Source organism: Comamonas sp. CAH-2 (genome assembly GCF_009668305.1).
Classification (GTDB): domain Bacteria; phylum Pseudomonadota; class Gammaproteobacteria; order Burkholderiales; family Burkholderiaceae_C; genus Comamonas; species Comamonas aquatica.
In genome coordinates, this window is record NZ_VSWF01000028.1 from 20,011 (window position 1) to 33,281 (window position 13,271).

At 64.0% G+C, this 13,271-nt stretch carries 13 protein-coding genes; all 13 read right to left on the reverse strand.

Going from position 1 to position 13,271, the window contains the following annotated elements:
* Positions 1-12: 12 nt before the first annotated feature.
* On the reverse strand, positions 13-1,224 hold the full coding sequence (gene hflX / locus FYM52_RS14045) for a GTPase HflX (RefSeq protein WP_154164547.1): 1,212 nt from the start codon (positions 1,222-1,224) through the stop codon (positions 13-15).
* Between the two features lie 55 nt (positions 1,225-1,279).
* Positions 1,280-1,534 (reverse strand): RNA chaperone Hfq, encoded by a 255-nt coding sequence (gene hfq, locus FYM52_RS14050; RefSeq protein ID WP_042415668.1) that lies wholly within the window; start codon positions 1,532-1,534, stop codon positions 1,280-1,282.
* Between the two features lie 113 nt (positions 1,535-1,647).
* Entirely contained in the window at positions 1,648-2,982 is a 1,335-nt protein-coding gene (der, locus tag FYM52_RS14055) for a ribosome biogenesis GTPase Der (protein WP_043386529.1), read from the reverse strand.
* Between the two features lie 13 nt (positions 2,983-2,995).
* Positions 2,996-4,096, reverse strand: a complete 1,101-nt coding sequence (gene bamB, locus FYM52_RS14060; protein WP_154164564.1) for an outer membrane protein assembly factor BamB — start codon at positions 4,094-4,096, stop codon at positions 2,996-2,998.
* A gap of 65 nt (positions 4,097-4,161) precedes the next feature.
* On the reverse strand, positions 4,162-4,842 hold the full coding sequence (locus tag FYM52_RS14065) for a tetratricopeptide repeat protein (RefSeq protein ID WP_042415674.1): 681 nt from the start codon (positions 4,840-4,842) through the stop codon (positions 4,162-4,164).
* A 19-nt stretch (positions 4,843-4,861) separates the two neighbouring features.
* On the reverse strand, positions 4,862-6,157 hold the full coding sequence (hisS, locus tag FYM52_RS14070; RefSeq protein WP_162524734.1) for a histidine--tRNA ligase: 1,296 nt from the start codon (positions 6,155-6,157) through the stop codon (positions 4,862-4,864).
* Between the two features lie 126 nt (positions 6,158-6,283).
* Positions 6,284-7,555, reverse strand: coding sequence for a flavodoxin-dependent (E)-4-hydroxy-3-methylbut-2-enyl-diphosphate synthase (gene ispG, locus FYM52_RS14075; RefSeq protein WP_045267103.1), 1,272 nt, complete (start codon positions 7,553-7,555; stop codon positions 6,284-6,286).
* 3 nt (positions 7,556-7,558) lie between these two features.
* Entirely contained in the window at positions 7,559-8,548 is a 990-nt protein-coding gene (locus tag FYM52_RS14080; protein WP_154164549.1) for a helix-turn-helix domain-containing protein, read from the reverse strand.
* Positions 8,541-9,347, reverse strand: coding sequence for a tetratricopeptide repeat protein (locus tag FYM52_RS14085; RefSeq protein ID WP_154164550.1), 807 nt, complete (start codon positions 9,345-9,347; stop codon positions 8,541-8,543). Before FYM52_RS14085 ends, FYM52_RS14080 begins: the two co-directional genes overlap by 8 nt.
* A gap of 46 nt (positions 9,348-9,393) precedes the next feature.
* Positions 9,394-10,518, reverse strand: a complete 1,125-nt coding sequence (rlmN, locus tag FYM52_RS14090; protein WP_154164551.1) for a 23S rRNA (adenine(2503)-C(2))-methyltransferase RlmN — start codon at positions 10,516-10,518, stop codon at positions 9,394-9,396.
* Between the two features lie 88 nt (positions 10,519-10,606).
* Entirely contained in the window at positions 10,607-11,032 is a 426-nt protein-coding gene (gene ndk, locus FYM52_RS14095; RefSeq protein ID WP_042415683.1) for a nucleoside-diphosphate kinase, read from the reverse strand.
* 105 nt (positions 11,033-11,137) lie between these two features.
* Positions 11,138-12,388 (reverse strand): 23S rRNA pseudouridine(2605) synthase RluB, encoded by a 1,251-nt coding sequence (gene rluB, locus FYM52_RS14100; protein WP_370513852.1) that lies wholly within the window; start codon positions 12,386-12,388, stop codon positions 11,138-11,140.
* Positions 12,389-12,462: 74 nt separating this feature from the next.
* Positions 12,463-13,173, reverse strand: coding sequence for an SMC-Scp complex subunit ScpB (gene scpB / locus FYM52_RS14105; protein WP_070356683.1), 711 nt, complete (start codon positions 13,171-13,173; stop codon positions 12,463-12,465).
* Positions 13,174-13,271 lie beyond the last annotated feature (98 nt).

Sequence of the window (13,271 nt, forward strand, 5' to 3'; positions counted from 1 at the left end):
GATGCACTTTGCTCAATCGTCGTAGTCATCAAGGGACATTGGTTCAGACCTTAGGCCATCACGACCATCTTGGACCTCCCCTTCGTCGGATGCATTCCGGGCTGCCAAAGCGGCCTGAGCCAGCAGCTGGCGCAACTGCACCAGGCCTTCGCCCGTGCGCGCACTCACAAACACACGCGGAACGGCCACCCCGTCTACCTCGTAGGTGTCCTGCGTGATGACAGGCATGCGCTCCGGCGGCAAGGCATCCAGCTTGTTGAAGACCAGTACCTGGGGAATATCCAGAGCACCGATCTCGCCCAACACACTGCGGACTTGATCCATCTGCTCAGGGAAAGTTTCATTCGAGGCATCGACCACATGCAGCAGCAGATCGGCATCCACCGCTTCTTGCAACGTGGCCTGAAAGGCCTCGACCAGACCGTGGGGCAAATCACGGATGAAGCCCACGGTGTCCGACAGGGACACAGACATGCCCGCCTCGCTCAGGTACAGCTGGCGCGTGGTCGTATCGAGCGTGGCAAACAACTGGTCCGCTGCGTAGGCTCGCGCTTTCACCAGGGCGTTGAACAGCGTGGATTTGCCAGCATTCGTGTAGCCGACCAGCGAGATGTTAAACACATCTCGGCGCTCGCGCTGCCGGCGCTGGGTGGCGCGCTGCTTCTTGACCTTCTGCAGTTTGTCCTTGGTGCGCTTGATGGCATCGGCAATCATGCGGCGGTCCAGTTCGATCTGCTTTTCGCCCGGTCCACCACGCCCGCCGATACCGCCCATCTGGCGCTCCAGGTGGGTCCAGCGGCGCACCAGGCGTGTGGCCACGTACTGCAGCCGTGCCAGTTCGACCTGCAGTTTGCCTTCATGGCTGCGCGCGCGCTGGGCGAAGATCTCCAGGATCAACAACGTCCGGTCATTGACCGGCATTTCCAGATGGCGTTCCAGGTTGCGCTGCTGCGCCGGGCTCAGAGCCTGGTCAAACAACACCTCGCGGGCGCCATGCATCTGGGCCAGCATGCGGATTTCGTCCGCCTTGCCACTGCCCACAAACAAGGCTGCGTCGGGTGCTTTGCGTTTACAGGTGATGCGTGCCACAGGGCGCAGGCCGGCGGTTTGTGCCAGCAGGCCCAGTTCTTCAAGCTCGGTGTCGAAGTGTGGAAGTCCGAAGTCAACGCCCACCAGCACAACGGGGGTGGCGTCTTCGGGGGAGGGTGCGGCATTCACGCTCATGCCATCACCTCCCCCACCCTGCACGGCTGTGCAGGGAAGGGATAAGTCAACAGTTTCAAGCGGCAGCGGCCTCGTTGTCGTTGTTGTCAGCTAGGCTGAAGTTCACAGGGCGACCTGGGACGATGGTCGAGATGGCGTGCTTGTAGACCATCTGGGTCACGGTATTGCGCAGCAACACCACGTACTGGTCGAACGATTCGATCTGGCCTTGCAGCTTGATGCCGTTCACCAAATAAATGGAAACCGGCACGTGCTCGCGGCGCAGTGCGTTCAAAAATGGATCTTGCAGGAGTTGGCCTTTATTGCTCACGATATTCTCCGTGTTCGGAAATGTTGTTGTAAACCGACACCATACCACAGCGCCTTTTGTGCATTTCCCTTGCAGGGATTCGCCCTCTGGCACTGCGGTGATGGCTTCCCAGCTTAGTCGGAATAGGGGTTGTGGGAAGTCTTAAACTCGATCCTCAGGGGGGTCCCCACCAAATCAAACTCCTTGCGGAAACGTCCTTCCAGGAAACGGCGGTAGGCCTCGGTGATGTGCTCCAAGGAATTGCCATGCACCACGATCACGGGCGGGTTCATGCCCCCCTGGTGCGCGTAGCGCGGCTTGGGGCGATAGGCTCCCGCCTTCTTTGGCGTTTGATACTGCACGGCTTCCAGCAGGACGCGTGTGAGCACAGGCGTCGGCATCTTGCAGGTGGCCGCCTTGTGCGCCTGCACGATGGAAGCCCACAAGGGCCCCAGGCCTTGGCGCTTGGTGGCAGAGATGAAGTGCAACGCGGCAAATTTCAGGAAGCCCAGGCGGGTTTCAATCGCACGCTCAACCAACTGACGCTGGTAATCGTCCACGGCGTCCCACTTGTTCACCGCCACCACCACAGCACGGCCACTTTCCAAGACGTAGCCCGCAATGTGGGCGTCCTGGTCCGTCACCCCTTCGGTGGCATCGATCAGCAGCAAGACCACGTTCGCGGTTTCGATCGCCTGCAAGGTCTTGACCACCGAGAACTTCTCGATGGCCTCGAAGACGCGACCCTTGCGGCGCAGACCGGCGGTATCGATCAGCTCGAAACGCTGGCCGTTGCGCTCGAACGGCACAGCAATCGCATCGCGCGTCGTGCCCGGCATGTCGAACGCCACCAGGCGTTCCTCACCCAGCCAGGTGTTGATCAAGGTGGACTTGCCCGCGTTCGGGCGTCCGGCCAGGGCCAAGCGCACAGGACGCGCTTCCACGTCCTCGATGCTTTCCTCTTCGGGCTCGGGCAGGTTCAAGGAACCCAGCGCCAGATCCACCAGACCGCGCACGCCCTGCCCATGGGCAGCGGACACCGGGTAGACATCCCCCAGACCCAGCTCATAGAACTCCGCCAGCTGCGTGCCCGCCTTCATGCCTTCGGCCTTGTTGGCCACCAGCACACACGGCTTGCCCAGGCGACGCAGGTAGTTGCCGATGTCATGGTCCTGGGCCGACAGGCCGTCGCGCGCATCGACCACAAACAGCACCACGTCGGCTTCTGCCACGGCCTGGCGCGTCTGCTTGGCCATTTCGCGGAAGATGCCCTTGGAGGCATCGGGCTCAAAACCGCCCGTGTCGATCACGATGTACTCGTGCTTGCCCTGGCGACCCTGGCCGTAGTGGCGATCGCGTGTCAGACCGGCAAAGTCGGCGACGATGGCGTCGCGCGACTTGGTCAGTCGATTGAACAAGGTTGATTTGCCCACATTGGGCCGCCCGACAAGGGCAATAACTGGCTTCATTCGAAAATTTTTGTCAATCCGGGCGGAAGCCGTAAATGCCGCCGCCGCGTGTCACAACCACCAAGGTATCGGCGGCCACCACCGGCGCTGCTGCCACGCCGGTTCCATCGGTATTCAATCGGTTCAGGTGCGAGCCGTCCTGCTTGGACACCAGGTGCACCAGGCCCGTCTCATCGGCCATCACCACGGCACGCCCCAGCACCAGCGGTGCGGACAGCTTGCGGTGCTGGAAGCGATCGACCGACCAGCGCTTGGTGCCGTCGGCCAGATTCCAGGCCTGCAGGATGCCGTTGCTCTCCGTACCAAACACGTACTCTGCATCAGCTGCAATTCCCACTGCTCCCTTGGCAGTTTGTGACCATGCGGTGCGACCGACATTCGCATCCACGCAGCCCACAGCCGCCTGGAAGGCGCGCGCGCAGACGGCATTGCCAACGCGGCTGGCTGGGCCGACCAAGTCCACCAGGCGCTCCACATCGTTGGTGCCGCGCGGCGATGCCAGCGGAGCTTCCCACTCGACGCGGCCATCATCCGGATTCAGGGCCACCAGGCGGCCGGACAGGCCGGCCAGCAAGGTGTTGCCATAGGGCATCAGCACCCCCTGCTGGCGCAGCACCAGGGGCTCGCCCTCCCGGCGCTGGGTCCACAGGTGGGCACCATTTTGCGCATCGAAGGCCGACACCGAACGGTCGGCCGCCAGCACAAATATGCGACGGCCCGCGACCAGCGGGGCGGTGAAGACCGAGGTGCTGAGCGGCTTGCTCCACAGCTTGTTGCCGCCCTCCAGCACCACCAGCTCGTTGCCGGTGGTCACCACGGCCGCATGGCGGCCATCGGCGCCGACGCCGGTTTGCAAGGCCTTGCCGGCCTGGCCACGCCAGCTTTCACGGCCATTGCTGGCGTTGATGCTGACCACCGTACCGTCGGCCGCTGCCACGATCACGTCCTGCCCCTGGACCTGGGCCCGCACATTGGCGTCCTTGATCGCTGGAATGCGCACCGTCCAGGCCTGGCGCACCGGCAAATTGACCACGTTCGGACCCAAGTCCATGGGCTTGGGTGCACTGCCGGAACCGAACCACGCGCAGCCACCCAGGGCTGTCACCATGGCCATGGCCACCACCGTGCGCTGCACGGTCACTCCCCAAACTCGTCCTTGATCGCGTTGCGCGTTGTGATTCACTTGTTGGTCTCCGTCAAAGTCGCCATTCCGGATTCAGAGGTTGCCACCCCCAATGCATTCAGCTTGAAGCCCACCAGCGCGCGGTAGTCCACCTGCGGGTCCAGCAGCTTCCAGGCTTCCTGGTAGGCTGTGATCGCTTCGCTGGTCTTGCCCTGCTGCTGCAGCACATCCCCCAGGCGATCGGCCGCCAGGCCCTTGAATTCGGCAGGGAAGCTGCCACGCAGCACGGCTGCGGCAGCCTCCAGGTCCTTTTCTTCCATCAGCACCGCGGCCAGACGCAGCTTGGCCGTGGCTTGGTAGCCCTCGTCCTTGGTGTGGTCCACCACCCATTGCAGGGCCGACTTGGCTTCGGGCAGCTTGCCCGCCTTCACGGAGGACTGGGCCACCAGCAAGGCGGCGTGCCCGGCCTGCAGCGTGCCGGCGTAGTCGGCCTTCACGGCATCGAACGCCTGGGCAACACGGGCCTGGTCGCCGCTTTCCACGGCCACCGCCACCACATCGGCCAGGGCGGAGGCCTGCACCGCCTGGCGCTGCTGCCACATCTGCCAGCCATTCCAGGCGGCAAAGCCGCCCATCACGATCACGGCCACGCCGGTGATGGGGGTGCCCCACTTGTTCCAGAAGTGCTTGATCTGATCAAGTTGCTCTTGTTCTTCGAGGTCGAGATGCGTTGCCATACTGGGTGTTGTAAGAGATTCAAGCCTGAGATTGTAGGGTGGCGGCCCAATCGACCACCTGCGCCAGCGGCTGCTGCACCTGGGCGCCCTGTCCATCGCGCAGCGATTTGACGGTCACCAGGCCCTGCGCCAGCTCGTCGGCACCGAAGATCAGCGCAAAGCGCGCGCCCGATCCGTCGGCTTTCTTGAACTGCGACTTCATCGAGCCCATGCCCTCGGCGCCAGCCGTGTGCATCTGTGCGCGCACGCCCGCATCGCGCAGCTGGGTGAGGGTGCGCAGCACCACGGGCATGGCGGCGGCATCGGGCACGATGGCGTACACGTCCAGACCAGGCTCGGGGATGTCGGTGCCCAGTTCCTTGACGAGCTCCAGTACGCGCTCCACGCCCAGCGCCCAGCCCACGGCGGGGGCCGGCTTGCCGCCGACCTGCTCGATCAGGTAGTCGTAACGGCCGCCGGCACAGATGGTGCCTTGCGAACCCAGCAGGTCGGTCACGAACTCGAACACGCTGAGGTTGTAGTAGTCCAGGCCGCGCACCAAGCGGGGGTTGACCGTCCAGGGCACGCCGTTGGCGTCCAGGATGGCCTTCAGGCCGTCAAAGTGCGCCAGCGAGGCCTCGCCCAGGTAGTCCAGCAGCTTGGGCGCGGCGTTCACCATCTCCTGCATCGCCGGGTTCTTGGTGTCCAGCACGCGCAGCGGGTTGCTGTACATGCGGCGCTTGGCCTCTTCGTCCATGACGTCGGTGTGCTGCTCCAGGTAGGCGATCAGCGCCTCGCGGTGCGCCTTGCGCTCCTCGGGCTGGCCCAGGCTGTTGATTTCCAGGCGCCACTGGGTCAGACCCAGGCGCTTCCACAGGGCCACGGCCAGCAGGATCAGCTCGGCGTCCACGTCGGGGCCGGCAAAGCCCAGGGCCTCGGCACCGATCTGGTGGAACTGGCGGTAGCGGCCACGCTGCGGACGCTCGTGGCGGAACATGGGGCCGATGTACCACATGCGCTTGCCGCCGTCGTACAGCAGGTTGTTCTCGATGGTGGCACGCACCAGGCTGGCCGTGCCTTCGGGGCGCAGCGTCAGGCGCTCGCCGTTGAGTTTGTCCTCGAAGGAGTACATCTCCTTCTCGACAATGTCCGTCACCTCGCCGATGCCGCGCACAAACAGCTGCGTGTGCTCGACGATGGGCGTGCGCACGTTGCGGTAGGCAAAGCGCCCCATCAGATCGCGCACTTGCGCTTCCAGCCACTCCCAGCGGGCGGACTCGCCGGGAAGGATGTCGTTCATGCCTTTGACGGCGGAGAGTTTGTCGGTCTTTGCCACTTCAGAAATCTCACCAAAAATACAGCCCTTCAAAAAGAAGAGCTGTTTGCGCTGGTTCAGCGCGGTTTTCAGAAACTTTTATCGTTGAAAGTATTTAAACACGCGCGCTGAAAGCTATTGTTTTATTCAAGCACCCGCACCCCAGCGGCGCTGCACGTAGGACTCGACGATGCCCTGGAACTCCTGCGCGATCCCCTCCCCGCGCAGCGTCATGGCTTTTTCGCCGTCGATGAACACCGGCGCTGCGGGCGCCTCGCCGTTGCCCGGCAGGCTGATGCCGATGTCGGCATGCTTGCTCTCACCCGGGCCATTGACGATGCAGCCCATGACGGCCACCTTCATGGCCTCCACGCCCGGGTACTTCATGCGCCACACCGGCATCTGGCCTCGCAGGTAGTCGTCGATCTGCTTGGCCAGCTCCTGGAAGGTGGTGCTGGTGGTGCGGCCGCAACCGGGGCAGGCCGTCACGCTGGGCACGAACACGCGCAGGCCCAGGCTTTGCAGGATTTCCGAGGCCACCACCACCTCCTGCGTGCGCGCTTCGCCCGGCTGGGGCGTGAGCGAGACACGGATGGTGTCGCCAATGCCTTCCTGCAGCAGCACGGCCAGCGCGGCGGTCGATGCCACCGTGCCCTTGGTACCCATGCCGGCTTCGGTCAGGCCCAGGTGCAGCGCGTAGTCGCAGCGGCGTGCCAGCTCGCGGTACACGGCAATCAGATCCTGCACCCCGCTCACCTTGCAGGACAGGATGATGTTGTCAGGGTTCAGCCCGATGCTCTGGGCCAGCTCGGCCGAGGTGATGGCCGAGGTGATCAGCGCCTCGTACATGACCTGGCGCGTTTCCCAGGGCTGGGCGCGCCGGCTGTTGGCATCCATCAGCTCGGCCATGATTTCCTGGTCCAGCGAGCCCCAGTTCACGCCGATGCGCACCGCCTTGTCGTACTTGGCAGCGATCTCGATCATCTGGCCGAACTGCTTGTCCTTCTTCTCGCCCTTGCCCACGTTGCCGGGATTGATGCGGTACTTGGACAGCGCCTCGGCGCAGGCGGGGTAATCGGTCAGCAGGCGGTGACCGTTGTAGTGAAAGTCGCCCACCAGCGGCACGTACTCACCCATGCGGTCCAACTGCTCGCGGATGTAGGGCACGGCGGCCGCGGCCTCGGGCGTGTTCACCGTGATACGCACCATCTCCGAGCCGGCCTGTGCCAGCTGGCGCACCTGGATGGCGGTTTCCACCGCATCCACCGTGTCGGTGTTGGTCATGGACTGCACGCGCACGGGCGCATCGCCCCCCACGGTGACCACGTTGTTGCGCCACACCACACGGGCCTGGCGGCTGCGGCGGGGCAGCGGGGCAGCGAGCGCGATCGGCGACGCCTGGAATGTGTTGTCAGACACTTGTTACTTCACCTCGAACCGGGCCACATTGTTCTTGGCCGCAGCGGCCAGATCGAATGCAGCGCCATCAATCTGCAAGGTGGTGGCGCCGGCATTGCCCACCACCACGTGCAGAGGCCGTCCGGCGGCCGTGTCCTCAAACACATCGCCAGACTTCAAAATCTTTTCCATCACCACGCGCTGCTGCGCATCGCGCACCTGTACCCAGCTCTCGGCATTCGCGGTGAAACGCAGTTGCATGCCATTTGCCGCCGGAGCTGCGGCGGCAGCGGCTGTCGCAGCCGGCATGGCAGGGGTGGCCACAGGTGCCGCGGCAGGCTCGGCGGCGCTGCTGGGTGCAGGGGCGGCTGGCGCAGCAGCCGAAGGGGCCACGGCCTTTTCCGCCACGGCGGGGGCCGCCTCCGCAGCAGGTGCCGCCTCGGTGGCTGCAGGTGCTGCGGCTTCGGGGGCAGGCATGAACAGCGGCTCCGCGGGAGCGGCTTCGCTCAGATGGGTCTCGCCGCCGGCCGCGTCCTGGGCTTCCTGCCACTGCGGCAGGAAATACAGGCCGGCGCCACCGATGGCGGCAATCAGCACGGCGATCCCCAGTTTCACCGCACTGCCGGAGCCGCTGTCCTGCGTGGGCGACATCAGGGAGCGCAGCGTCTTTTCCTTGAACGGCGTGTTGATGCCCTCGGGGTTGGACGCCAGCTTGGCCGCCTCGTGCTTGGGCAGCCCGGCCATCACCGGCGCCGAAGGAATCTGCAGCACGCGGCACACGCTCAGCGCCAGCGAACGCGTGAACACCGAATCCGTGAGCAAGTCCCAGCGGTCTTCCTCCAGGGCCTGCAGCTTGTGTGCCGGCACCTTGAGTGCGCCCGCCAAGGATTGCAGCGACACCTGTCGCTGCTCACGCGCCTGGCGCAGCATCTGCCCCGCACTGCTGCTGGGCAGCGTGCCCGTGCCGCCACCAACTTGTTGCTCTGCGTTGCTCACATCCACCACCTCAGTCATCAAACGCTCCCCGCTCAAACCGTTGCCATTCCTTGGAGTCAGGGAATCGCTTATGTAATTGATCCGCCAATTGCCGCATCGCCACCCGGTCCCCCAGGCTGCGCTCCACCTTGATGCCCAGCCACAGCGACTGCGCCGATGCCCATTGCCCATTGTTGATGCGGCGCACATAGAAGCGCGCACGCTCGGCCTCGCCCTGCGCCAGCAGGGCATCGGCAAAATTGTAGGCAACCGCAGGGCTGCCCGGCTCGATTTCGTTGGCTTTTTCCAGCGCCTGCAAGGCCTTGTCGATCTGACCAGCTTGGCGCAGGCACACCCCCTTGGCTAGCCAGATGCGTGCCACCGATTGGCCGCTGGCGCGCGGCGCACCCAAGGCCGCATCGAAATTACCATCGGCCACCGTGAATTGCTTTTGCAGGCACTGCACCCAGCCCAGGTTGTACAGGCTGTCGGCATCGCCGGGACGCAGGGCCAGGGCCTGCACAAAGCTCTGGTGCGCGTTCTTGTAGTCCTGCAGGCTCAGGTAGATCCAGCCTTGCAGGTTGAAGGCATCGACGTAACGGGGGTAGGCCTGCAGCGCCTGGGCAATTTCGCCCAGCGCCACTTCGGCGCGGCCTTCCTCAAAGTGCAAGGCCGCCAGTTGCAAGCGCGTCTTGGCCAGGCGGTGCACCTCTGTTTCGGCGGCAGACCCGGGAATGGCCTCCGGCTTGACGGCCGCCGGCGTGGACACACACCCGGCCAAGATACATGCTGCCACCACCCCCACGCCCAGATAGGCCTTGCTGAATATCTGCTTCATGGGAATGAATGGGGCTGGCATGCACATCCTTGCGGTCAAGAAACGGTTACGAAATGGGTGTCAGCGGTATGGTACGTTGCTTTGCCATGCGCTCCGCAGCCCGGGTCCTGTCCTTGACATCGCCAGCCAGCTGCCCGCAGGCGGCATCGATATCGTCCCCGCGGGTTTTGCGCACCGTCGTCACGATGCCCGCATCGCTGAGCGCCTTGGCAAAGGCCGCCACCGCCGCATTCGGGGACCGCAACAGCCCAGAGGCCGGGAAGGGGTTGAACGGGATCAGGTTCAGCTTGCACCAGGGCTTGCCTTGGTGGCTGTATTTGCGCACCAGATCGATCAATTGCTGGGCATGCTCCGGCTGGTCGTTGACGCCGTCCAGCATGCAGTACTCGAAGGTGATGAAATCGCGCGGCGCAAATTCCAGATAGCGCACGCAGGCCTGCATCAGCTCGTCCAGCGGGTACTTCTTGTTCAAGGGCACCAGGTTCTCGCGCAAGGGATCGTTGGGCGCGTGCAGCGACACCGCCAGTGCCACGGCACAGTCCTGTGCCAGGCGGTCCATCATCGGCACCACGCCCGACGTCGACACGGTCACACGTCGGCGCGACAGGCCGTAGGCATGGTCATCCAGCATGGTGCGCAGCGCGGGGACCAGGGCCGTGTAGTTCTGCAGGGGCTCGCCCATGCCCATCATCACCACATTGGTGATGACGCGTTCTTCGGTCTGGAGGTGCTTGCGCAGCAAATGCTCGGCGAACCACAGCTGGGCGAGGATTTCACCCGTGGTCAGGTTGCGGCTGAAGCCTTGGTGGCCGGTGGAGCAAAAACGGCAGCCCACGGCGCAACCGGCCTGGGACGACACGCACAGCGTGCCGCGATCATCCTCGGGGATGAAGACCGACTCCACCGCATTGCCATCGCCCACATCGAACAGCCACTTGATGGTGCCATCCTGCGATTCGTGCTGGGTGATGACGGACAGGCCTTCAATGCAGGCGTTGCCCTTGAGTTTTTCGCGCAGGGACTTGGCCAGATCGGTCATCTGGTCGAAGTCGCTGGCACCGCGCTGGTGGATCCAGCGGAACAGCTGCGTGGCTCGAAAACGTTTTTCCCCCAGCGACTCGCAATATGCGGTCAGCCCCTGGAGGTCGAAATTCAAAAGATTCGTGGTCATATGCAGTACCTGGACCACTTACAGGGCGGCACTCCCATGCAGGGGTGCCGCCGTTACAGCAAGCACGGCCAGCATGGGAGACATGGTATTAACGTGCGTAGACGTTCATGCCAGGGAAGAAGAAAGCCACTTCGACAGCAGCAGTTTCAGCGGCGTCCGAACCGTGCACGGCGTTGGCGTCGATGCTGTCAGCGAAGTCAGCGCGGATGGTGCCGGCTTCAGCCTTCTTGGGGTCGGTGGCGCCCATCAGTTCGCGGTTCTTCAGGATGGCGTTTTCACCTTCCAGCACTTGGATCATCACGGGGCCGGAGATCATGAAGTCCACCAGGTCTTTGAAGAAAGGACGGGCAGCGTGCACAGCGTAGAACTGCTCGGCGTCAGCGCGCGACAGGTGCACCAGCTTGGCAGCGGCGATCTTCAGGCCAGCGCCTTCGAAACGGCTGTAGATTTGGCCGATCACGTTCTTGGCAACGGCGTCAGGCTTGATGATGGAGAGGGTGCGTTCGATAGCCATTTGGTTTTCCTAGTGAAAATGGAATGATTTTTTGCCGTATCGGCAAAACCCTTGATTCTAGCGGGCCAGTGGCAACCCTAGAAAGCGCTGACCTAGGCCAGCCAATCAGCGCCCGCCGCGCCGCGCGCCAGGTTTGCGCTTCGCCTGTGCGCGGGCACGCGCTAGGCTGTCGTGACCGATGTAGCCGACCGAGGTCTTCAACGGATCTGGCTGAACGGACGGCAATTGGTAGTCGTTGTTGCTGGTCCGCTTGGGCGCGGACTTGGCCTTGCGCCGCGCACGCAGCTCGCGCGCCTCTGCAGCGGCTGTCACCCGTGCCTTGGCACGTGAACCGGCACGGTCCGACTCGCGACGCGCATTGCCCTGCGGCACAGGCTTGCGCGGCTTGGCCATGGACACGCCGGTCGCCTGGATCAAGGCCTGCACGTCCTGCTCGTCCAGCTCCATCCAGGCGCCACGGCGCAGGCCGCGGGGCAGCTGCATGGCGCCGTAGCGGATACGGATCAGGCGGCTGACAGCACGCCCCACCGCTTCGAACATGCGACGCACTTCACGGTTACGGCCTTCGGAGATGGTCACGCGGTACCAGACATTGGCACCCTCGCCCCCGCCATCCTCGATGGAACCGAAGGCGGCCTCACCGTCTTCCAGCTGCACACCACTGGTCAGCAGCTGCTTTTCTTCCTTGGTCAACGCACCCAGCACGCGCACGGCGTACTCGCGCTCCAGACCGAAGCGAGGATGCATCAGGTTATTGGCCAGGGTGCCGGAGCTGGTGAACAGCAACAGGCCTTCGGTGTTCAAGTCCAGGCGACCGACCGACTGCCACTTGCCGTTGTGCAGCTTGGGCAGGCGACGAAACACGGTGGGGCGGTTTTGCGGATCATCCAGCGTCACCACTTCGCCAGCCGGCTTGTGGTAGGCCAGCACGCGCACAGCCGGTGGATCGATGCGCACCTTGATGGGTTTGCCGTCCACCTTGATGCTGTCACCCAGCTGGATGCGCTGCCCCACGTGGGCCGGCTCGCTGTTGACGGTGATGCGCCCCTCGACAATCATGCGCTCCATCTCCAGGCGCGAGCCCAGGCCGGCCTGCGCCAGCACCTTGTGCAGCTTCGGCGATTCCACCTCGGGCTTGAGCACGCGTTTGACCGTGCTGGACTCGGGCTGCGTCTCGGCCGCATCCAGCTCCCCGGCAATCACGGCTGCAAAATCGTAGCCAGACTCGGCATTCGAGACATCCGTCAACGCGGATTGAGGGGCGTTTGCCACTTCGGGCGTGGACGCGCGGTCCATCTGCTGCTTGCGCTCGGTGCTGCGTGGCGCACGGCGAGCGGGCTTGTGTTCTTTAGTCATGATTTCCATTTCTGCGCCCGCCCATTTCTATCGGCACGACGCTTGCATTCAATACGAGGCAGCTTGCCCCAGGGTCAGACGGGATCGGCCTCGCCGGTATCCACCGTATCCACGGCAGCCGGCGCTTCCACCGGAACAAACACCTGGTCCATGGGCAACGCAGGTTCGGCAAACAGATCGTCGGGTGCGGTGTCCGCAGGTACGGCAGGATCTTGCGCCACCACGGCGTCGCCCGCCTCTGCATCCAGGGCCGAGAACAAGGTGGCCTGGGCCTCCGGCTCATCCAGCATGGGCAGCTCGTCGAGCGACTTCAGCCCCAGATCATCCAGAAACTGGCGCGTCGTGGCGAGCAAGGCGGGACGCCCCACCGTTTCCCGGTGACCGATCTCTTCCACCCACCCACGGTCTTCCAGCTGTTTGATGATCAGGCTGTTGACCGTCACGCCGCGAATGTCTTCGATATCACCACGTGTCACGGGTTGACGGTAGGCGATGATGGCCAGAGTCTCCAGCACAGCACGGCTGTAGCGCGGTGGCTTCTCGGGGTGCAGCTTGTCGAGGAAGGCCCGCATTTCCGGGCGGCTTTGAAAGCGCCAACCCGAGGCCACCTGCACCAGTTCCACCCCACGCCCCACCCACTCCTGCTGCAGGCCCAGCAACAAGTCCTTGAGGGTGTCCGCCCCCAAGTTGCCGTCGAACAGCGCGCGCAGATCCCGCAGCGGCAAAGGCTGCTGCGCACAGATCAAAGCGGTTTCCAGAACCCGTTTGGCGTCAACCGTATGCATGGTTCAAGCGCGGGATAGCCTCATCAAAAGAGGGGGATGGCAGACAGATGGACCGGACCCTCACGGGCAAGTGCACCAACAATCGCAGGGGCACCCAC